Annotated in this window: 15 protein-coding genes; 10 read left to right on the plus strand and 5 right to left on the minus strand. The window is 71.7% G+C overall.

Annotated features, from left to right (window positions below):
- Positions 1–31 precede the first annotated feature (31 nt).
- Positions 32–790, plus strand: a complete 759-nt coding sequence (locus tag AC5L36_RS26130; protein WP_441221295.1) for an alpha/beta fold hydrolase — start codon at positions 32–34, stop codon at positions 788–790.
- A 45-nt stretch (positions 791–835) separates the two neighbouring features.
- On the opposite strand, the gene AC5L36_RS26135 is transcribed toward AC5L36_RS26130, so the two are convergent.
- A complete protein-coding gene (locus tag AC5L36_RS26135; protein WP_441221296.1) occupies positions 836–1207 on the minus strand; it encodes a VOC family protein in 372 nt (123 codons plus the stop codon).
- Between the two features lie 36 nt (positions 1208–1243).
- Positions 1244–2422, minus strand: coding sequence for an MFS transporter (locus AC5L36_RS26140; RefSeq protein WP_441221298.1), 1179 nt, complete (start codon positions 2420–2422; stop codon positions 1244–1246).
- A gap of 193 nt (positions 2423–2615) precedes the next feature.
- Here AC5L36_RS26140 and AC5L36_RS26145 point away from each other — a divergent pair, with 193 nt between their 5' ends.
- The gene (locus AC5L36_RS26145; RefSeq protein ID WP_441221300.1) at positions 2616–3734 is read left to right on the plus strand and encodes a DNA glycosylase AlkZ-like family protein; all 1119 of its coding nucleotides are present in this window, start codon (positions 2616–2618) and stop codon (positions 3732–3734) included.
- Here the strand turns inward: AC5L36_RS26145 and AC5L36_RS26150 are convergent.
- Entirely contained in the window at positions 3708–4271 is a 564-nt protein-coding gene (locus AC5L36_RS26150) for a protein-tyrosine phosphatase family protein (RefSeq protein WP_441221302.1), read from the minus strand. The two genes, AC5L36_RS26145 and AC5L36_RS26150, sit on opposite strands and share 27 nt — an antisense overlap.
- Positions 4272–4289: 18 nt before the next feature.
- Entirely contained in the window at positions 4290–5456 is a 1167-nt protein-coding gene (locus AC5L36_RS26155) for a TIR-like protein FxsC (protein ID WP_441221304.1), read from the minus strand.
- Between the two features lie 144 nt (positions 5457–5600).
- Here AC5L36_RS26155 and AC5L36_RS26160 point away from each other — a divergent pair, with 144 nt between their 5' ends.
- The 8 genes from AC5L36_RS26160 to AC5L36_RS26195 all read left to right on the plus strand — a co-directional run bounded on the left by AC5L36_RS26160 (position 5601) and on the right by AC5L36_RS26195 (position 17271).
- Positions 5601–6647 carry a LacI family DNA-binding transcriptional regulator gene (locus AC5L36_RS26160; RefSeq protein ID WP_441221437.1) on the plus strand — a complete coding sequence of 349 codons (1047 nt, stop codon included), beginning with the start codon at positions 5601–5603 and terminating at the stop codon, positions 6645–6647.
- A 180-nt stretch (positions 6648–6827) separates the two neighbouring features.
- The gene (locus AC5L36_RS26165; RefSeq protein ID WP_441221306.1) at positions 6828–8921 is read left to right on the plus strand and encodes a glycoside hydrolase family 36 protein; all 2094 of its coding nucleotides are present in this window, start codon (positions 6828–6830) and stop codon (positions 8919–8921) included.
- 5 nt (positions 8922–8926) lie between these two features.
- Entirely contained in the window at positions 8927–10234 is a 1308-nt protein-coding gene (locus AC5L36_RS26170; RefSeq protein ID WP_441221308.1) for an ABC transporter substrate-binding protein, read from the plus strand.
- Between the two features lie 2 nt (positions 10235–10236).
- Positions 10237–11181 carry a carbohydrate ABC transporter permease gene (locus AC5L36_RS26175; RefSeq protein WP_441221310.1) on the plus strand — a complete coding sequence of 315 codons (945 nt, stop codon included), beginning with the start codon at positions 10237–10239 and terminating at the stop codon, positions 11179–11181.
- A 61-nt stretch (positions 11182–11242) separates the two neighbouring features.
- Complete coding sequence (locus tag AC5L36_RS26180) at positions 11243–12073, plus strand: carbohydrate ABC transporter permease (RefSeq protein WP_441221312.1); 831 nt, start codon at positions 11243–11245, stop codon at positions 12071–12073.
- A gap of 9 nt (positions 12074–12082) precedes the next feature.
- On the plus strand, positions 12083–14764 hold the full coding sequence (locus tag AC5L36_RS26185; protein WP_441221314.1) for a hypothetical protein: 2682 nt from the start codon (positions 12083–12085) through the stop codon (positions 14762–14764).
- Between the two features lie 653 nt (positions 14765–15417).
- A complete protein-coding gene (locus AC5L36_RS26190) occupies positions 15418–15681 on the plus strand; it encodes a hypothetical protein (protein ID WP_441221316.1) in 264 nt (87 codons plus the stop codon).
- Positions 15682–16383: 702 nt separating this feature from the next.
- Positions 16384–17271, plus strand: coding sequence for a Vgb family protein (locus AC5L36_RS26195; RefSeq protein WP_441221318.1), 888 nt, complete (start codon positions 16384–16386; stop codon positions 17269–17271).
- A gap of 14 nt (positions 17272–17285) precedes the next feature.
- On the opposite strand, the gene AC5L36_RS26200 is transcribed toward AC5L36_RS26195, so the two are convergent.
- Positions 17286–19514 (minus strand): rhamnogalacturonan lyase family protein, encoded by a 2229-nt coding sequence (locus tag AC5L36_RS26200; protein WP_441221320.1) that lies wholly within the window; start codon positions 19512–19514, stop codon positions 17286–17288.
- Between the last annotated feature and the right edge of the window lie 2 nt (positions 19515–19516).

Raw genomic sequence — 19516 nt, forward strand, 5'->3', positions numbered from 1 at the left:
GCTGGGCGCCGGCTATCTAGGGTCGTGGTCGATGACGATCGCGTATGACGTGGCCGGGAGCGGCCGCACAGTTGTCCTGCTGCACTCGACGGTCTGCGACCGGCGGATGTGGGATCCGCAGGTGCCGGCCCTGGTCGATGCCGGCTACCGCGCGGTCCGCGCCGACCTGCGCGGCTTCGGCGAGACCCCGATGCCCGACCGGCCCTACAACAACGCTGACGACGTGGTCGAGGTGCTGGACGAGGTCGGCGGCGGACCCGTGGCGGTGGTGGCGGCCTCCGGCGGCGGCCGGGTCGGGCTGGAGCTGGCCGCCCGCTGGCCGGCGCGGGTGACCGCGCTGATGCTGGTGAACACCGCGCTGGCCGGCCACGAGCCGAGCCCGGCGCTGGCCGCGTTCGACGCCCGCGAGGAGGAGCTCTTCGACGCGGGCGACGTCGCCGGCGCCACCGAGCTCAACGTGGCGACCTGGCTCGGCCCGCACGCCGACGAGGCGGTCCGGGCGAAGGTGCGGGAGATGCAGCGCCACGCCTTCGACGTGCAGCTCGCGGCTGCCGAGGAGTTTGCCCAGGTCAGGGTGGCCTACGAGGTCTCGGCCGTCACCGCCCGGACGCTGCTGCTCTCCGGCGTCCACGACCTGCCCGACTTCGGGCAGATCGCGGACGAGCTGGCCGGCCGGCTGCCGCGCGCCCGTCACGTGCCGCTCGACTGGGCCGGACACCTGCCCAGCCTGGAGCGGCCGGACGCCTTCAACGCGCTGCTGGTCGACTTTCTGCGCGCCGGCGATGCCTGACCGCGCGAGCCGCGTCGCGGTCGCCGACCGCGGCTGAGCGACCGCTCAGCCGTTGGGGCGGGACTCCATCGCCTGAAGCGACCAGCTGTTGCCGTCGGGGTCGCGGAAGTAGACGAAATTGCCCCACGGCTGCGGGTCGACCTCGCTGGCCTCGACGCCCGCGTCGAGCAGCTGCTTGCGGGCCGCCTCGGCGTCGGCGACCACGACCTGGATCTCCTGGGTGCCGGGCGTCTTCTCGGTGATGCCGTCGCCGATCACGATGGAGCAGGCCGAACCGGGCGGGGTCAGCTGCACGAAGCGCAGCCCTTCCTGCACCTTGTGGTCGTGGTCGGCGTTGAAGCCCACCTTGACGTAGAAGTCTTTCGCCCGGTCGATGTCGGTGACCGGGACCGGGATGAGTTCGATCTTCCAATCCATGCCCCTCACCCTAGGGCGGTGGTGTGACATCCGGGCTCAGGTCACCGGCATTGACTCGGCCGGGAGGCGGCGGGCGAGCAGGCGGTACAGGCCGGCGCTCGCGGCGATGACCACCGGCGCCAGCACGAACCCCGCCGCCACGCCGCCCGTCCGGTCCAGGATGGCGCCGTCGAGCGCGGCCCCCAGCGCCGCCCCGCTGGTGAACGCCGTCGCCACCCACGCGAACGCCTCCGCCGCCGTGCCGCTGGGCGCGATCCGGTCCACCGTCACGAACGTGGCGGTCAGCAGCGGCGGCAGCGCCAGCCCGGAAACCACCGCGAGCGGCAGCATCACCGGCGGGGCGGCGGCGAGCACCAGCGGCAGGTACCCGGCGGCCAGCGCGGCGGCGATCCACGGCGCGTACCGCTCGGGCAGCTTGACGCGGGTGTTGACGAGGCCGCCGACCAGCGCGCCGGTGGCCTGGGCGGCGAGCAGCCAGCCGGCCCACGCGCGGTCGCCGGCGTCCTCGGCCAGCCGGGTGACCGCCACCGGCAGCGAGCCGACGCCGGCGCCGACCAGCACGACCGCGACCAGCAGCAGGCGCAGCGGGATGGAGCGCAGCGGGCCGGCCCAGTGCCGTTCGGCGGCGACGCCACGCCACCGCCGCACGGCCGGCGTGGTGACGAACCAGGCGGTGCCGAGCACCTGGAGCGCGGCGGTCGCGTACAGCCCGGCGGCCGGGCCGCCCGCACCGATCGCCGCGACCGACACCAGCGGCCCGACGATGAAGATCAGCTCCTGGACGGCGATGTCCAGCGAGTACGCGGTGTGCACCCGCGACTCGGGCAGCAGGTCGCGCCAAAGCACCCGCAGGCCGGACTCGAACGGCGGCGCGCCGGCACCGGCAAGCAGCGCGGCCGGCACGGCCAGGCCGAGCGGCGGTTCGCCGGCGGCGAGGGCCAGGAAGCCCGCGGTCGACACCGCCACCCCGGCCAGCATGACCGGCGGCTGCCGCCACCGGTCGGCGATCCGCGCCAGCATCGGGCCGCCGGCGGCCAGCCCGACCGTGTACACGGCGACGAGCAGTCCGGCGACGCCGATCGACCAGCGCTCGCGGGCGAAGAGCAGCAGCGCGACAGGTGAGGACGCGAGCGGGATGCGGCCGACGGTGCTGGCGGCGAGCACCCGGGCGACCTGGGCGACGCGCAGCACGGCAAGCACGCCCGAGTTGGACATGACGAATACTCCCCGACTTATCGGCGCGAACAAGCGATAAAACGGGAGAGCCTAAGGAGCGAAGTCGCCGCGCTCGTGGTCGTTGCCGTAGAGCGGGAGGTCAGGCGTGATCCACTGGCGGAAGGCACAGCGCGAGATCACCGCGTCACCGTACCCCGCCCCGGTTGTCGGGGGCCAGGCATAACCTGTCGCCGTGACCGTCCACGAGCTTTCGCGGCAGGAGGCCCGCCGCGTCGCCGTGAGCGCGCAGCTCCTCGACGCCGGGCGGCCGTCCGACCTGATGGAGGTCGTGCGCCACCTGACGTTCCTCCAGGTCGACTGGACCGCCGCCGTCGCGCCGAGCGCCGACCTCGTGCTGTGGAGCCGCCTCGGCTCGGCCTACCGGCCGGCGGAGCTGGCGCGGGCGCTGGAAAGGCGTGAGCTCGTCGACCTGCACGCCAGGATCCGGCCGCGCGAGGACCTCGCGCTCTACACCGCCGAGATGGCCGCCTGGGAGACGCGCACCGGCCTCAAGGACTGGGAGGTCGCCCAGCGCGGATGGGTGCGCGCCAACGATGCCTGCCGCCGCGACATCCTCGCCCGGCTCGACGTCGACGGGCCGCTGCCGGCCTCGGCGTTCCCGGACACGTGCGCGGTCAAGTGGGGCTCCTCGGGGTGGAACAACGACCGCAACGTCGGCATGCTGCTCGGCTTCATGGTGCGGCGCGGCGAGGTCGCGGTCGCCGGCTTCGACGGGCGGGAACGGCTGTGGGATCTGGCCTCCCGGGTGTATCCGGGAAATGTCGTGCCGGAGGCGGAGGCGGTGCGGATCCGCGGCGAGCGGCTGCTGCGTTCCCTGGGCATCGTCCGGGCCAGGCAGCCGGAGACGCAGGTGGAGCGGGCCTACCACCTGAGCGAGGTGGGCGAGCCGGCCCGGATCGAGGGGGTCAAGGGCGTGTGGCGGGTCGACCCGGCGCGGCTGGGCCGGCCGTTCGAGGGGCGGGCGGCGCTGCTGTCGCCGCTCGACCGGCTCGTCTTCGACCGCAAGCGGGTGCTGGAGCTCTTCGAGTTCGACTACGCCGTGGAGATGTACAAGCCGGCGGCGAAGCGCCGTTGGGGCTATTACGCGCTGCCGATCCTCTACGGCGACCGCCTGGTCGGCAAGCTCGACGCCACCGCCGACCGCAAGGCCTGGATGCTGCGGGTCGACGCGATCCACCAGGACGTCCCGTTCACGAAGGCGATGACCGCGGCGGTGACCGCCGAGATCGCGGATCTGGCCCGCTGGCTCGGCCTCCCGCTCGACCTACCGGCCGAGCTGGCGCGGCGCTGAGCGGCGGGGCGCGCCGGCGGCGAGCCAGGTCTCGACGCTGCGCGCGTACGCCTCGACGAGCACCGCCTCGGCGCGATGACCGGTGATCAGCGCGACGGCCTCGGCGGCTGAGCGGCCGCGCAGGCGCAGCACCGCGTACGCCAGCATCACCGACCGGCGGCGGCCTTGGTGGCAGTGGATGAGCACGCCCGCCTCGCCGTCGCCGGCCAGCACGTCGGCGGCGAAGTGCGCGGCCGCGGACCACAGCCGCGGGCGCTGGTACTGGCCGAAGTCGAGCAGCGGCACGTGCACCACCCGGCCCGGCCCGAAGAGCGCGCGCTCGACGGCCAGGTCCTGCGACACCCAGATCTGGGCGCGGGAACGGCAGTTGACCACGTGGGTGACGCCCTGGGCGGGCAGGTCGGGCAGGGCGGCGGCGAGCGGCAGGTTGCCGACCGCGATCCGCTCGTCGCCGATCCAGCTCAATGGTGCCGAGGCCCGGTCGGGCCGGTAGAACCTGGTGCTGTAGCGGTAGTACCGCTCCCGCCACGTGAACATGGATCAAGAGTAGGCACGTCACGCCCGCCGGTGGATGTGGCCGCTGACGAACATGCGGTTGACCGCGACCTCCAGCACCGCCGGCAGCTCCTGCTCGAACACCTGGCGGCTGGGGATGTTCGCGCGGTAGAGCTCGTCGTAGTCGGACCTGCCGCGGAAGATCCGGCGGCACTCCTCGGAGAGCCGGCGCCAGTGCGCCACGGTCTCCCGGTCGTCGAGGGCGCGCGGGATCAGCACGGCCGTGGTCGGCTCGCGCGCGCGAATGTCGCGGGCGTTGTACGCGGTCAGAACCTGGGTGGCCGCCTCGACCTCGGTCACCCACGGGTCGACCAGGAGCACCACGATCTGGTTGTGCTGGCCGGCCATCTCGGCCCGCTGCGGCAGCTCCTCCAGGTCGGCCACCCGCGCGGCGAAGCCGTGGCTCTCCGCGAGGCCCGACGCGAACTCGGCCAGCGGGCGAGGGTCGTCCGGATGGTAGGGCGCCCAGTCGCGCGGGCGGTCGCCGTAGAAGTGCCGATCGGAGCGGACCGCCAGCGCGCCGCCGCGGGTCAGCGCCGCGACGACGAAGTGGACGGTGAGGGGGTCGAGGGTGGGCGGCTCGGCGCGGACCGGCTCCGGCGCGTGGAAGACGCTCGGCGCGCTCTCCAGGTCGGGATACCGGTGCCCGACCGGGATCGGGTGCGCCTCGGCGCTCTCCACGATCTGGCCGGCCAGCTCGAACACGAACTCCCGGTAGGCGTCCTGGTGGCGCTGGAGCCGCATCAGCTGGCGTACGGACGTGTCGCCGACCAGGTCGGAGGAGAACTGCAGGCGGCCCGCGACCGGATGCATCTTGCCGGGCGGGAGGGGCACCCAGAGCAGGGGTTTGAGGACCGACGGCTCGAGGCCCGTGTCGTCCTCGTAGCGCGCCACGCGATCGGCGAAGATCTGCCACTCCTGACCGCACGGGCGGCTCAGGAAATAGCGCGGCGAGAGCAGGGCCACGAACGAACGGCTCTGGGCCAAGGCCTCGACGAGCTCGCCCGCCCATATCGTGCCCGCCTTCATGCGGGCGTCGATGAACCCGACCTCGGCGTCTTTGTGCAGGCCGGCGCGGACCCGCACCTCCACGCTGAGGTCGTTGTAGAACTGCCGGACCAGGTCGTCTTCGTCGCCGCGCGCGTAGCTGAGAAAGAAGTACAGCAAACCGCGCTCCCTCGGCCTCGGAGGTGCCCCATACGCGACGTCGCGCCGATTATCCCCAGATTCACGTTCGTCCGACAGACGCGTTTACGGGGTGGGCGGCGTCTTTGACCTCGGGTGGCACGACCCCGCACGATGTCTGGTGTGATGCGACCATCTCCGGACCGGCAGGTAGGGCGGCGGCGCGAGAGCGCACCCAGCATCCGCGACGTCGCGGCGGCGGCGGGGGTGTCGTACCAGACGGTGTCGCGGGTCCTCAACGACTCGCCGAAGGTCAGCCCGGACACCCGCCAGCTGGTGCTCGACGTGATCGGGCGGCTGGACTACCGGCCCAACCGGGCCGCGCGGGCGCTCAGCTCCGGCCGGGCGAAGGCGGTCACCGTGGTCACCGCCGACACGACCCTCTACGGGTACGCGTCCACGCTGCGCGGCATCGAGGAGGCGGCCCGCACGCAGGGGCTCGCGGTGGGCGTGCGCGTGGTCGAGTCCGATCTGCCCATCGACGTGCGCCACGCGATCGACTACGTCAGCGACCCGAGCGCGGGGAGCGTGATCGTGGTCGCGTTCGACGCGCCCGGCGCCGGTGTGCTGCGGGCGCTGCCGGACGGCGTGCCGGCGGTCGCGGCGACCGAGGCCGGCGGCCTGGCCGACTCGACGCGCACCATGCTCTACCTCGACGAACGGCAGGCGGCCGCCGAGGCGACCCGGCACCTGCTCGACCTCGGCCACCGCACCGTGCACCACGTGGCGATCCCGTCGGAGACCGGCACCAGCGCGCGCCAGGCCGGCTGGCGAGACGTGCTGGAGACCGCCGGCGCGCCGGTGCCGCCGGTCGAGCCGGTCGGCTGGGACCCGCACTCGGCCTACCTGGCCGGGCGGGAGCTGGCCGCCGATCCCGCGGTCACCGCGATCCTGTGCGGCAACGACGACACCGCGCTCGCGGTGCGCCGCGCGCTGTACGAGGCCGGCCGCGACGTGCCCGGCGACGTGAGCGTGGTCGGCTTCGACGACGTGCCGGGCGCGGCGTACTGGACGCCGGCGCTCACGACCGTGCGGATGGACTTCGTCGGGCTGGGCCGGGCCTGCCTGGCCGCCGTCGTGGCCGAGGTGACCGGGCGCGAGCGGCCCGAGCCCGAGCTGGCCGCGCCGCGCCTGGTGGTGCGCGAGTCGACCGCCCCGCCGCGGCGCCGCTGAGGACGCCTGAGGGGCGCCGCGGAAATCTGTTAGTAACAACAAGGTAACGAGCCCTTCCCGCCGGCCCGTGTGACCGATCACACTCACATCTCAGCCGGCGCGTGTGACCGATCACATCGATGGTCTCGACCGCTCCGGTCGGCGCACGAACTCGCCGCACACTCGGCAAGGAGCACGTACGTGACCTCGTTGGAATCCGTCACCAGCCTCGTCTGGGGCCACGCAGCGCTGACGCTCGTCGTCGACGTGTCCCCGGACGGGCCGGTGGCCCTGCGGATGCTCTCCGCCGGCATCGCGCCACACCCGCCGCGGGCGACCCAGCCGCTGGTGGAGGTGCTGGTCGCCGGCGAGGGGCGGGCGCAGGTGTCGCAGCGCTTCTCGGAGACGGCGATCGGGCGGCGGCTGGTGTACGCCGGCAGCGCGCAGCGCCGCGACGGCGCCTGGCGCGAGCTGACCGTCGAGCTGCGCGACGAGCGGACCGGCCTCACCGCCGAGCTGCTCGTCCGCTCGCCCGAGGGGGTGAGCGCCTGCCAGGTCCGCACCCGGCTCACCAACCACGGCGCCGCGCCGGTGCGGCTGCTCGGCCTGACGTCGTTCGCCGCCGGTTTCGGCGCCACGCCGGTGGCGGACCTCGACCTGGTACGGGCCGACAGCGAGTGGCTCGGCGAGAGCCGGTGGACCCGGCACCCGCTGCGCGACGCGGTACCCGACCTCAACCTCGGCCTGCACGGCCAGGACGCCCGGGGTCGGGTGGCGCTCACCAGCCAGGGCACCTGGTCCACCGGCGCGCACCTGCCGACCGGCGGGCTCGTCGACCGCGTGGGCGGGCCGGCGTGGCTGTGGCAGGTCGAGCACAACGGGCCCTGGCGCTGGGAGGTGGGGGAGCGGCGTGGCGGCGCGTACGTCGCGCTGCTTGGCCCCACCGACATCGACCACCAGTGGGCGCAGTGGCTGGCGCCGGGCGAGTCGTTCACGTCGGTACCCGTGTCCGTCGCGGTGTCCGCGGACGGCCTGGACGGCGCGGTCGCGGCGCTGACCGCCCACCGGCGGGCGCTGCTGCGGCCGCACCCGGACCGGTCCGCGCTGCCGGTGGTCTTCAACGACTACATGAACACGCTGGCCGGCGACCCCACGACCGCCAAGCTGCTGCCGCTCATCGACGCGGCCGCGGACGCCGGCGCGGAGGTCTTCTGCGTCGACGCCGGCTGGTACGACAACGACGCGAACTGGTGGGACAGCGTCGGCGAATGGCAGCCGTCGCAGACCCGCTTCCCGCGCGGCATCGAGGAGGTGCTCGCGCGGATCCGCGCGCACGGCATGCTGCCGGGACTGTGGCTGGAGCCCGAGGTTATCGGGGTGCGCAGCCCGATGGCCGACAAGCTGCCGCCCGAGGCGTTCCTCCAGCGCGGCGGCGTGCGGGTGGTCGAGCACGGCCGGTACCACCTGGACCTGCGCCACCCCCGCGCGGTCGCGCACCTGGACGAGGTGGTCGACCGGCTGGTCGAGCAGCTCGGCGTGGGCTACTTCAAGCTCGACTACAACATCGACCCGGGCGCCGGCACCGACCTCGACGCGGACAGCGCCGGCGCCGGGCTCCTCGGCCACAACCGGGCCCACCTGGCCTGGCTGGACCGGCTCCTCGACCGGCACCCCGACCTGATCCTGGAGAACTGCGCCTCCGGCGCCATGCGGATGGACTACGCCGTGCTGTCCCGCATGCAGCTCCAGTCGACCAGCGACCAGCAGGACTTCCTGCGGTACCCGCCGATCGCGGTGGCCGCGCCGATGTCGGTGCTGCCCGAGCAGTCGGCCAGCTGGGCGTACCCGCAGCCGGACATGACGCCCGAGGAGCTCGCGTACACGATGTGCACCGGCATGCTCGGCCGCCTCTACCTCTCCGGTCACCTCGACCACATGTCGCCGGAGCAGCGGGCGTCGGTGCGCGCCGCGGTGCGGACGCACCAGGCGATCCGCGCCGACCTGGCGGCCGCCGTGCCGCTGTGGCCGCTCGGCCTGCCCCGGTGGGACGACCCGTGGCTCAGCCTCGCGCTGCGCACCGGAAACACCACGTATCTGGCGGTGTGGCGGCGCGGGGGCGCCACCGCGCCCGCGACGCTCGCCCTGCCGCACCTGCGGGGCCGGGACGTCCGGATCGACGTGCTCTACCCGCGCGATCTGCCCGCCTGGCGGCTCGACTGGGCCGCCGGATCACTGACCGTCACCCCCACGGGCGCCGAACCCGCTGCCCGGCTGATCAAGATTACTGAAGGATGAACGCGATGAAGAGATGGACCAGCCTCGCCACCGCGGCGGTGCTCACGCTCGGTCTCGCGGCGTGCAGCGACCCGGCCGCGGAGACCGGCACCGACACCGCCGCCACGTGGGCGGACCCGACCGCGAAGCTCGATGGCGTCAAGCTCACGATCTGGGCCGCTCAGAACAGCAACACCGTGCCCAAGAAGGTCGTCGAGGGCTTCCAGGCCGCGACCGGCGCCACCGTCGAGGTGGTGACCATCCCGGACCCGTACGAGCAGGGCATCCAGACCAAGGTCGCCACGGGTGACAAGCCGGACATCGCTTTCTGGCAGCCGACCGCGTCGATGCTCACCGCCATCAACGCCAAGACCAACCTCCAGCCGTTGAACGACGCGCCGTGGCTGACCAAGCTGTCCCCGGACCTCAAGGACATCACGGGCATCCTGGACGGCACCCGGTACGCCGCGCTGATCACCAGCCCGGCCGTCGAGGGCGTCTACTACAACAAGGAGGTCTTCGCCGCGAACGGCGTCACGACCACGCCGAAGAGCTTCGACGAGATGGTGACGCTGGCCCGCACGCTCAAGGGCAAGGGCGTCACGCCGTTCTACGAGATGGCCGCGGACCGGTGGGCCACCCAGTGGTGGGTGCAGGTGCAGCTCGCCGACGCGGCGAAGGCCGGCTTCTGGGAGAAGGTCAACAAGGGCGAGGCCACGTTCAACGACCCGGTCGTGCTGGACGCGATCAAGACCTACAAGTCGCTGATCGACGAGGGTCTGTTCAACAAGAACATCAAGACCGCGAAGTTCGAGGACCAGGGCGCCGCGCTGCTGGCCGGCGAGGCGGCGATGGTCGTGCAGGTCAACTCCTTCTTCGGCCAGCTACAGGCCAAGGCCGACACCGCCACGCTGGACAAGAAGATCGGCTTCTTCCCGATCTCGCCGTCGGGCAACGTCGGCACGTTCATCCCGGACCAGTCCAACGCGCTGGTCGCGTTCAAGACCGGTGACGCCAAGCGCGAGGCGGCCGCCCGGCAGCTCATGGCGTACTGGATGGGGCCCGGCTACGCCGACTTCGTCACCGACCGCAACACCGTCTCGCTGGAGACCGCCGTGCCCAACCCGGCCGGGGTGCCCAAGGCGCTGCTCGACGTGCACGCCGCGCTGCCCACCTCGGTCGGCTCGATGCAGGCGCTCGCCGTCGCCAACCCCGACCTCTACATCAACCTGGCCGACATGATCACCGGAACGATGTCGCCGGAGCAGGTCGCCAAGGCGACGCAGGACCAGTTCGCGCAGCTGGCCAAGGCGGCCGGGGCGCCCGGGTTCTAGCGATGCCCACTCTCGAGGAGACGCGGGTGCCGGAGCGGGCCGCGAAGCCCGCTTCGGCGCCGCGCCGCGCCCGTGGCGCCATCAACCGCAGCACGCACCCGATGTGGTTCCTCGCCCCGGCGCTCGCGATCCTGCTGGTCTTCTTCTTCCTGCCGACCGTCTACAACTTCGTGTACGCGTTCACCGACTGGTCCGGCTTCAAGGCGCAGATCAACCCGGTCGGGTTCGACAACGTCGAGGAGCTCGCCGGAAGCGGCACGCTCTTCCGGGCGCTGCGCACCACCGTCGTGTACGCGGTGCTGGTCGCGATCTTCCAGAACGTCTTCGGGTTCGCGCTGGCCGTGCTGCTCGAACGGGACACCTGGCTCAACCGGCTGGCCCGGGTCTTCTTCCTGGTCCCGGTGCTGATGTCCGCGCTCGCGGTCGGCTACATCTTCCAGGCGCTGCTCAAACCTGAGGGGAGTGTCAACAAGCTCATCGGTGGTGTGACCGGTCAACCGTTCGACTACGCCTGGCTGGGGGACACCACGTGGACGATCGTCGTGGTGGCGGCCATCCACGGGTGGAAGTGGATGGGCCTGTCGATGCTCATCTACCTGGCCGGCCTCAAGACGATCCCGGAGGACCTGATGGAGGCGGCCCGCATCGACGGGGCGTCCCGGTGGCGCACGTTCTGGCGGATCCGGTCGCCGCTGCTCGCCCCGGCGGTCACGTTCAACGTCGCCACCGCGCTGCTCGGCTCGATGAACGGCTTCGACATCGTGCAGGCCACCACCGGCGGCGGACCGGCCCGCACCACCGAGATCCTCAACATCTTCATCTACCGCACGTTCGGCCAGGGCCTGTTCGCCCAGGCCACCACGATGAGCCTGATCCTCTTCCTGCTGGTCGCGCTGATGGCGTTCCCGGTGATCTACCTGCTGCGCCGAAGGGAGCGGGTGCTGTGAGCGAGCGTGGCAAGCGGCGCTTGCCCGCGACGACGGTGAGCGAGCGATCAAAGGAGGCGTTGTGAACAGCGACTCGGCGATCTGGCGCCGGCTACAGCCCTTCGTCGCCACCGCGCTCGTGGTAGTGCTGATCGGCGTTCCACTGTGGCTGGTCGTGGTGACCGCGGGCAAGTCGCAGGGGGAGGCGCTCAACCCCGACCTGTCCCTGCCCTCGGACTGGCAGCTGTGGGCCAACCTGAAGTCGGTCTGGAGCGAGGGCGACGTGCCGGCCGCGTTCTTCGGCAGCCTGCTCGTCGTCGCACCCACGGTCGCCGGCGTGCTCACGTTCGGCTCGATGGCCGCGTGGGTGCTCGCCCGGCGGGCCACCCGCGTCAGCGCGGTCCTCTACGCGCTGGCCATCAGCGGCATCGTGCTGCCGCCGGCGGTCGTGACCGTGGTGCTGCTGCTGCGCCAGCTCGGGCTCGCCGGCACCGCGGTCGGGATGATCGGCGTCTACATGGGCATCTACATGTCCACAGTGGTCTTTTTCGTCACCGGCTTCGTGCGCACGATCCCGGCGTCGCTGGAGGAGGCCGCGCAGATCGACGGTGCCGGCCCGTTCACCGTCTTCCGCCGGGTGGTGCTGCCGATGCTGCGCCCGGTGCTCGCCACCGCCACGATCCTCATCTGCCTGTACGTGTGGAACGACGTCTTCTACGCGTTCTTCGTCGTGGGCGGCCGGCTGGACACGCTGCCGCTCAACCTCTTCCGGGTCGCCAGTGCCGGTCTCTACCTCAACAACTGGCACCTCATCTTCGCGTACGTGATTCTCATGAGCCTGCCGCTGGTGGCGGTCTTCGCGGTAGCCCAGCGGAAGATCATCTCTGGCATCACCAGCGGCGCTGTGAAGTAGGAGTCTCCCTTGAAGGTTCTTTCCGTCCTTGCCCTGGTGGTGGTTGGATTGTCCGTGCCCGCCTCCGCGGCCGCCTCCGCCTCCGCGGCCGCCTCCGCCGACGTGCTCGCTGTCGACTTCGGACAGACCACCGGCGCCTTCCGCGGCGGCGCCACCGGCACCCTGTACGGCTTCGGCGACGACGGGGCGCCCACCCAGGCGCTCATCAACGGCGCGCACATCACCAACACCTCGCAGAAGGCGCCGTACGGCACCCAGCACCCGAGCGGCGACGCCCTCAAGGTGGAGGACGGCTTCTTCCGCAAGCACGGCGAAGACATGTACATCTACGTCCAGGACTACTACCCGGACTGGTCGTACAACGGCGGCCGGCGCCCCGGCGACACCCGCACGTACAACCAGGCCGACGGCACCTACGTGGACACGCCGAACGGGGTCTGGGACTACCTGGAGGTGGTCGAGTTCGTCACCGAGGCGGTCGCGGCGCGCTCGTCCCGGCCGGAAAGCTACGTGTTCATCCCGTTCAACGAGCCCGACGGCGGCAACTGGTACGCCGACTGGGGCACGCTGAAGGACACGTTCCTGGCCGACTGGAAGGCCACCTACGACAAGATCCAGGAGGTGTACGCGCGGCACGGCCTCGGCCACGCCCGGATCGGCGGCCCCGGCGACACCCGGTGGCAGCCGGCCCGCTCCGCCGACTTCCTCGTCTACGGCAAGGCGCACGGCGTGCTGCCCGACATCTTCATCTGGCACGAGCTCGGCATCGACAACCTGCGCACGTTCCGCGGAAACTACGCGGCGTACCGCCAACTGGAGAAGGACCTCGGCGTCGGCCCGATCCACGTCAACGTCACCGAGTGGGGCATGCTGCGCGACATGAGCACGCCCGGCCAGCTGATCCAGTGGCTGTCCATCATGGAGGACCTGAAGATCGACGGCCAGACCGCGTACTGGAACTACGCCGGCAACCTCAGCGACAACAGCGCCCGCGCCAACGCGGCCAACGCCGGCTGGTGGATGTTCAAGTGGTACGGCGACCTGGCCGGCAGCCGCACCGTGGCGGTCACCCCGCCGGCGCTGAACACAGTGGACACCCTTCAGGGCATCGGCGCGATCGACAGCCGCAACAAGCGCGCCACCGTGCTCTTCGGCGGTGGCGGCCAGCCGGTGTCGCTGCGCCTGTCCGGCCTCGGCTCGCTGGGCCACCGCGTCGACGTCGAGGTCCGCGAGATCACCCTCTCCGGCGCCGAGGGCGTCTCCGGCGCACCCCGCGTGGTCAAGGTGCTCGACGACGCCCGCCTCGACCGCGGCAAGCTGAGCCTCGACGTGCCGGTGTACGACCGCTACGCCGCGTACCAGGTGCTCGTCACCCCGGCGCAGGACCGCGCGCCCACCCTCTCCGGCTGGCAGGCGAGCATCGAGGCGGAGCAGGCAAGCCTGACCGACGCCACCGTGTACCAGCAGGACCCGCTGAACGGCGGCGGCTGGAAGTTCCTCGCGTCGGGCGGCCACGACGTCGGCTCGTTCAACCGGCCGACCTCCAAGGCGGAGTGGACGGTCACGGTGCCGCGCACCGGCAGCTACCGCTTCCAGGTCATCGGCGGCACGCCCGGCGTACCCGGCCGGCACGCCCTCTTCGTCGACGGCGCCGGCCCGACGATCGTCCAGTACCGGGCGGACCTCGCGCTCACCTCGGTGCAGCGGTGGCAGTACCGGGGCAGCGCCGAGGTGACGATCCCGCTCACCGCCGGCGAGCACACGCTCTCGCTGCGGTCCAGTGTGGACGGCGCGACCGTGCTGCCGAACTCCGACATCACCCTCGACAAGCTCCTGCTCACCGACGTCACCGGCGGCGAACCCACCATCTACCCGGCCTCCACGCTGCGCTACTACGGCGGCGCGCACGTCACGTACGACGTGGCGAGGGCCCGCGGCCACGGCCTGATCCAGGGCCGCGGCGAGCGCGCCGACGCGTACCTCCAGGCCTGGGAGACCGGCTACCACGACCTGACCGTCGACTACCGGAGCCAGCGCGCCACCGACCTCGGCCTCACCGTGAACGGCCGCCAGGTCGCCACCTTCCGCGCGCCCCGCGCCGGCGCCTGGCGCTCCACCGTCCGCGTCCACCTCAGCCACGGCATCAACGAGGTCGAGGTGCGCTCCAGAAACGGCGCCCTGGTCGGCGAGCTGACCACCACCCGGGTGGCCGAGGCGGACAGCGCGGCGGTCACGGTCGAGGCGGAGGACGCGATCCGGCACGGCGCCACGGCGGTCGCCACGTACGCGGACGGCTCGGGCAGCAACGCCTCCGGCCTGAAGGGGCTCGGCTTCGTCGGCAACGGCGCCGCGAACACGTTCGAGGTGCCCCGCGGCCCCGGCTTCGACCGTCCGGGCGACTACGACATCGCGGTCACGTACGCCAACGCGGAGCTCAGCGGCCGCCACGACTACAACCCCCAGGTCGTCGACCGCCGCCTGGAGGTCACCGAGACCGGCGGCGGCAGCGCGTACGCGTACTTCCGCTACACCTACGCCTGGAACAGCTTCCTGGAACGCACCATCCCGATAACCCTGACGACAGCGGACGCCCCACTCGTCTTCGGCAACCCCAACGCCTACGCCCCCGACATCGACAAGCTCGTCATTGCCCCCGCGGTCGTCGGCAAACCCACGACAGCCCCCCGCTGACCATCCATGTAGATCAGGGACCTCGGTGGCGTGTCGCACGGCGCGCCGCGCCACCAAGTCCCGATCGACAAGCAGATTGCCCCCGTCCGCGCCAGCTGCGGGCCGTATGCTCCCGCGGGCACCGCTCCGGCCGGCGGCTCGCCAGGGCTCGCCGAAACCCCCGGCCTCCACTGCCAGCTCCGCCGTTCAAGCCCCCAGACGCGCGGCGCCCGCGCGGCAAGCTCTCGGACGCGCGGTGCCCGTGCCGCCAAGCTCATCGGCGAGACAAGGCAGTAGTCTTCGACGCGCTCGACGACCTCGTCCGCCGCTTGGTGCCCTGCGGGCTCCCTCTTGGCGAGGGTGATAAGTGGGGGCGGCGCCCCGGGTATCGCGAAGGTGATAGGAACCGGGGCGGACTTCGTGGCTGGACTGACGTCGCGCGCTCAAACGATGCGATGTCGATCGTGAATTCGGTCGGCCGGTGAATTGGTTGTCGTTGGCGCGAGATCCACCGCGGCCTGGTCCTGAGGAAAGGAGCGGTCCTTGCTGATGCTGGCGATGGTCGGCGATGCGGCGATCTCGCCGGCGCGTTTTTACACCGCGCGGATGCCGCCCCCTGGAGACGCCGGGAGTTTCCGCTGCTCAGGTGGGGTAGACGTCGAGGTTGCGGGCAGATGTCGAGCTGGGTGTGGTGGGTGGTCCCGGTGCGGCTCTGCTGGTGGGCCTGGCGCGACCGGACTGACCGCCGGTGCGGCGCGGGAGCTGTCGCGCAGGTGGCGGCGGCGGTGGCCGTGGCGCTGGACCAGACCCCAGGCGCGATGGCGCTCATGCGCGCGACGGAACTCGTCACGCTCGGGAGAATAGTTTCGCGACGCGGTCCGGTCACGCATTTGGGCGAGCGCGGCCGACGTGAACAACTGAAGCTGCCGCATACCTAATTGTCCCGCGGCCGGCGGGAAATTCTCGCCCCTAACCGATGGTGGATCATGCCAAAAACGTTTTGCGTCGCTGGCTCCTATGGCTTCCGATATCTCAAGCGTTTGGTACGCCGATAGTGGTGACCAACGGCGGATGAGTGGGGCCGCGGGAGCGACGGTCCGGACCACGACGGACGTCGCGGTAGCTCGAATTCGCCTTGGCGATACATCGCCTAGAGCCCTTTCGGAGTCGAGGTGGCCAGGCGCTGAGTTCCTTTAGGACAAGGATTTGGGCTACCGCGATGTCCGTCGTGGTCCAGACCGCTGCTCCCGCGGCCTCACCCGTCCGCCGTTGGTCGCGCTCACCCTGCGCGTAACCGGCCCGGGGAGAAAGGGGGCGGATGGATTGAGTTCGTGCCAGGCAGTGGTCGACGTTTGTCCACAATGCCCGTTCCCGGATCGGCGATCCGGGAAAGCAACAAGTCTCGTCCCCTGGCTGGTGACGCTGCGTCAGGATGGCGGAGGTAGCGCCGCGAAGACCCTTCGGGCTTGTCCCGCGGAGCCGGCTGTGGACGGCCGGGGGTTTCGGCGAGCGCTGCGAGCCGGTGCCGGGAGCGGTGCCCGCGGGAGCACACGGTCCGTCGCTGAGGCGGACGGGGAAAATCTGCCGGAACGCCGCCGCGCGCGTAACCCCGACTCCGAAAGGTCTCTAGAGTGGGCTTGATGATCACGGAGTTCGCGGTGGCCGGCCCGGGGGCCGGTCCGTACGGAATTGTGGGCGGGCCCGACGGGGCGCTGTGGCTCACGCTGGTGCACGGCGGTGGGATCGCCCGGCTCGACCTCGGGGGTGGCGGGGTCACCACGTTCCCGCTGGACGCGCCGGCCTGCGGGCCTTCGGTCATCACGGCGGGGCCGGACGGGGCGCTGTGGTTCACCCGCAACCGTGACCACCGGATCGGTCGGATCACGACCGGTGGGGAGAGTGTGTCGTTCCCTACGCCTACGGCGGAGAGCGGGCCGTTCGGCATCGCGGCGGGCGCTGACGGCGCGCTGTGGTTCACCGAGATGAACGCGGACGCCGTCGGTCGGGTCACCACGGATGGCGAGGTCACCGAGTATCCGCTGCCGGTGCGCGGCGGCTTCGCCTCGATGATCTGCGCCGGGCCCGACGAGGCCATGTGGTTCACGCTCAACCAGGCGAACGCGATCGGGCGGATCGGTCTCGGCGGTGCGGTCACCTTGCACGCGCTGCCCACCGAGGGCGCCGCGCCGGTCGGCATCGCCCGTGGCGCCGACGGCGCGCTGTGGTTCGTCGAGATCGGCGCGGGTCAGGTCGGTCGCATCGCGCCCGATGGTGAAATCACCGAGTATCCGCTGCCGGACCGGGGCGCCCGGCCGCACGCGATCGCGGCCGACCCCGACGGAGGCTGCTGGTTTACCGAGTGGGGTGCCAACCGGGTCGGGTACGTGAGCCCCGGCGGGGAGTTTCGCCACCACGACCTGCCGACGCCCGGCGCCGAGCCGCACGGTCTCGCGGTCGGGCCGGACGGTGCGGTCTGGGTCGCGCTGGAGACCGGCGCGGCCGCCCGGGTCACGCCGTGGGGGACGTGACCCGGGCGGCGCGGCTACCGAGCGGGGTAGGTGATGGCCGGCCGGGGTGGTGTGGCCATGCCCGAGCCGAGGAAGTAGTCGACGTGGTGTGACTGCATGTACCCCTTGAGGGTCATGGCGTTGCGGTAGGCGGGGTTGTGCGCGAGCGTGTACAGCCTCGTGGTGGACGGCTGGTTGGTGGTGAAGACGATGAGCTCGTTGAAGGCGGCGTTGGTGTAGACGACCTCCTCGCGCCAGTCGCCGAGGATGTCGCCGTAGAACGTTGGTTGCACGCCCTGGCTGGCGTCGACGGCGCCGTAGTTCCAGGTGCTGACGAGCCGTGGCACGCTGCCGGTCCCGGTCGGGGCGGTCGGGTTCCACTTCTCGATTTTGCCGTCGTTGAGCAGCTCCATGGTGATGTCGCCGTCCCACCACAGGCCCAGCTGCGGCCAGGGTTGGAGCGTGGTGTTCGACTGGGTGAGCTGGTTGGTGGGGGCGTTGTAGAGGCCGGAGAAGGCCCAGACCTCCATGCCGGGGAAGCGCGGGTCGACGTCGCCGGCCATGCCCCGGCCCACGTCGGCGGTGCCGGACTCGACGTGCTGCCAGATCATGTTGCCGGTCGTGGCGTCGTAGTAGTAGTCGCGCAGGCCGCTGGGGTTGACCTGCTGCACGCCGTACCCCTGGAGGCCCGGCCGGTTCGGGTCCATCTTCGTGATGTGGAACCGGTCGCCGTGGATGATGCCGCGCGGGGCGAGGGAGTAGCGGAGGGTGCCGTTGCCGTTGAGTACGAAGCCGATCTCGGCGATCTCGTCCCGGCCGTCTCCGTCGACGTCGACGATGCGGGTGTTGTGCCCGTCGGGAAGGTTCTGGTTGCCGCGCAGGAACTTCCACTGCATGCTCAGCGCGCCGCCGGTGAACCGCCACGCGGTGAACATCAGGTTGAAGTCGCCGGAGCCGATCCGGTTCTTCATGTACGCGACGAGGCTGGGGTTGACGCCGTCGAGGTGGCCGACGCCGAAGCGCGCGTACAGCGGACCGTCGGAGAGGTAGTCGGTGGGCACCGCGGCGGTGGCGCGGGCCGCGCCCGTCATGCCGTCGAGGATGGCGATGGCCTGGCGGGTGTTGTCGCTCAGGCCGTTGTACGTGACGCCGTTGCCGAACCGGACGCCGTTGGCGATCCGCACCGCCACCTCGGCGCGGCCGTCGCTGTCGAGGTCGTACACGGTGACGCCGTCGTTGTGGCCGATGTCGATGGTGGACGATCCACCCTCGATGTTGTCCTGGTTGGTGCTGTTGGGTCCCATGTCGACGGACCAGAGGAACTGCCCGTTGCTCCGGTACGCCTCGATGGTCTGCGGCGACGTCTGCCGGTCGAGCACGTAGTCGTACTCGCCGTCGCCGTCGAGGTCGCCGACCCAGACGAACTTGACCGCGCCGCCGCCGCGGATCGGCACCCGCACGACAGGCTCGGTCGCGTGGTTGGCGGTCAGCGTGAACGCGCCGCTCGGTGCCTGCTCGGCGCCGCCGACGACCGGCCGCACCCGGTAGGTGTTGGCCTGGGCGAGGTTGGCCGTGCTGTCCACATAGTTCGTTCCGCCGGTCAGGACGGCCGGGTTGAGCCTGGTCTCGGCGCCGCCGCCGGTGGAGCGGTACACGTTGAAGCCGATGCCGGCCGGGTCGAGGCCGAGCAGCCGCCAGCTGACCAGCACCTGGTTGGTGCCGGAGCGGACGGCCACGACGCCGCGGCCGAGGCTCTCCATCCGGCGGCCGTTTGGCGGCGGGGTGGTGGTGCCACCGGTGGTGACGTCGAGGTAGTCGACGTTGGGCAGCCCGCCCGCGGTCGTCGCGGCGAGCCGGATGGTGTTGTTGCCCGCGTTGAGCTGGACGGTCAGCGTGCGGGTCGCCCAGGCGTTCCACGCGCCGGTGCCGTCGAAGGGTACGCCGGCGTGTGCCACCGAGCCGTTCACGCTGACATCGGCCGGGCGCCCGGCCGCGGCACCGTTGGCGTACCGGATGTCCACTGTGGCGCTGCCGGCGGCGGGCGCGTTGACCGTGAACTGCGCCGCGACCCCGGTGCCGCTGTTGGTGTCGCAGAACCCGCCGCCGGAGTAGCCGGAGTGGTTGGAGGCGATGGTGCCCTCGCAGGTGGCGGGGGCGTTCTCCGCCTCGTAGCGGGTGGTCGCGGCGGACGCGTGGAGCGCGACGACGACGCCGGCTCCGAACAGGAGGGTCGCGGCGGACGCGACCGTCAACGAACGTCTCATGG

The sequence above is a fragment of the Phytohabitans sp. LZ39 genome (assembly GCF_059359075.1).

Bases quoted from the DNA above. Each gene is read 5' to 3' on its own strand.
- AC5L36_RS26130 (WP_441221295.1), top strand. From the start codon at position 32: ATGACGATCGCGTATGACGTGGCCGGGAGCGGCCGCACAGTTGTCCTG.
- AC5L36_RS26135 (WP_441221296.1), bottom strand. From the start codon at position 1,207: ATGGATTGGAAGATCGAACTCATCCCGGTCCCGGTCACCGACATCGAC.
- AC5L36_RS26140 (WP_441221298.1), bottom strand. From the start codon at position 2,422: ATGTCCAACTCGGGCGTGCTTGCCGTGCTGCGCGTCGCCCAGGTCGCC.
- AC5L36_RS26150 (WP_441221302.1), bottom strand. From the start codon at position 4,271: ATGTTCACGTGGCGGGAGCGGTACTACCGCTACAGCACCAGGTTCTAC.
- AC5L36_RS26160 (WP_441221437.1), top strand. From the start codon at position 5,601: ATGCGACCATCTCCGGACCGGCAGGTAGGGCGGCGGCGCGAGAGCGCA.
- AC5L36_RS26170 (WP_441221308.1), top strand. From the start codon at position 8,927: ATGAAGAGATGGACCAGCCTCGCCACCGCGGCGGTGCTCACGCTCGGT.
- AC5L36_RS26175 (WP_441221310.1), top strand. From the start codon at position 10,237: ATGCCCACTCTCGAGGAGACGCGGGTGCCGGAGCGGGCCGCGAAGCCC.
- AC5L36_RS26190 (WP_441221316.1), top strand. From the start codon at position 15,418: ATGTCGAGCTGGGTGTGGTGGGTGGTCCCGGTGCGGCTCTGCTGGTGG.
- AC5L36_RS26195 (WP_441221318.1), top strand. From the start codon at position 16,384: ATGATCACGGAGTTCGCGGTGGCCGGCCCGGGGGCCGGTCCGTACGGA.
- AC5L36_RS26200 (WP_441221320.1), bottom strand. From the start codon at position 19,514: ATGAGACGTTCGTTGACGGTCGCGTCCGCCGCGACCCTCCTGTTCGGA.